The sequence below is a fragment of the Corallococcus sp. AB049A genome, from assembly GCF_003668885.1.
Lineage (GTDB): Bacteria > Myxococcota > Myxococcia > Myxococcales > Myxococcaceae > Corallococcus > Corallococcus interemptor.
Genome location: NZ_RAWL01000803.1, coordinates 1 through 1256 on the forward strand (window position 1 = coordinate 1; position 1256 = coordinate 1256).

Genomic DNA, 1256 nt, shown 5'->3' on the forward strand with positions numbered 1-1256 from the left:
GGGCGCCCTCCAGGTCCAGGGCCGCGTCATCAACCTCCAGGGCCAGCCCGTCGCCGGCATCGAGGTCTCCGCCTCCGTCGCCCTACCCGGGGAGACCCTGACGGAGCTGCCGTGTGACACGAGCCAGCCCGGCGTCTCCCTGGTCTCGGAGGACTGCGAGTCCGTCACCGCCTCACGCTGGGTCCGGGAGCTGGTGGAGGCCCACCGGGGCGGGGCCTTCGTCCTGTCGCGCACCACGTCCGCGCAGGACGGCACCTTCACCCTGGAGGGCCTGCCCCAGGGCACGGTCACCCTCTGGGCCCTGGGCTCGCAGGGCGCGGGCCTCCGGGAGGACGTCGCCACCGGCACGAAGGACGTAACGCTGGAGCTTGCAGCCAGCAGCGCGCTCACCGGCCGCGTGGTGGACGAGGACGGCGCCCCGCTCTCACAAGCCCGGGTGACGGTGCTGCACACCGGCACGGCGCGCTACTTCGAGACGAAGACCGGCGCGGACGGCCGCTTCTCCGTGGGCCCCCTGCCCGGCGAGGACACCTACAGCCTCCTCGCCGTCCACCCCGGGAAGCTCACCGGGTGGCTGGGAGACCTGGCCCCGGACGCCCTCTCCGACGACATCGTCCTGTTCAACCCCCGGCGCATCGTGGGCACCGTGGTGGATGGCGAGCAGCCCGTCGCCGGCGCCACCGTCACGGAACGCAGGAGCGAGCGCGCCACCACCACCGACGCCCAGGGGCGCTTCACCTTCGACGGCCTGTCCCCCGACGACTACCTCCTGGAGGCGGAGCAGGGCGGCCTCCAGGCGCGCGAGACGGTGACGCTCACGGAGGACCAGCGCGAGGCCCAGGTGACGCTGCGCCTGGGCACCTCCTTCTTCGTCGAGGCCATCGTGCGCGACACCGCCGGCAAGCCCGTGCCCGGCGCGGAGATCAGCGCCAGCCTTCAAGATGACGGTGACGTGGACTTCGTGCAGCCGCTCGGCACCACGGACGCGGACGGCCGCTTGCGCGTGGGCCCGCTCCAGGCGCGCGACTACACCTTCAAGGTGGAGGCGGACCGGCTCCTGGACCTCACCGCGAACCGCACGGTGGCCCCGGGCGGCCCTCCGCTGGAGTTCGTCCTCTCCCCCGCCGTCCTCGTGGAGGGCCACGTCACCGACGCCGCGGGCAAGCCGCTGGCGGACGCGGCCCTGTCGCTGCGCCCACCGGAACAGAAGCGCCCGGAAGGCGCTCCCCCGCCCGTGTACGCACACATGCTCATGC

The 1256-nt window shown here is 73.6% G+C and carries 1 protein-coding gene; it reads left to right on the top strand.

From position 1 onward, the window contains the following. A partial coding sequence (locus D7X55_RS39510) for a collagen binding domain-containing protein (RefSeq protein ID WP_199747348.1) occupies positions 1 to 1256 on the top strand: 1256 nt, incomplete at both ends.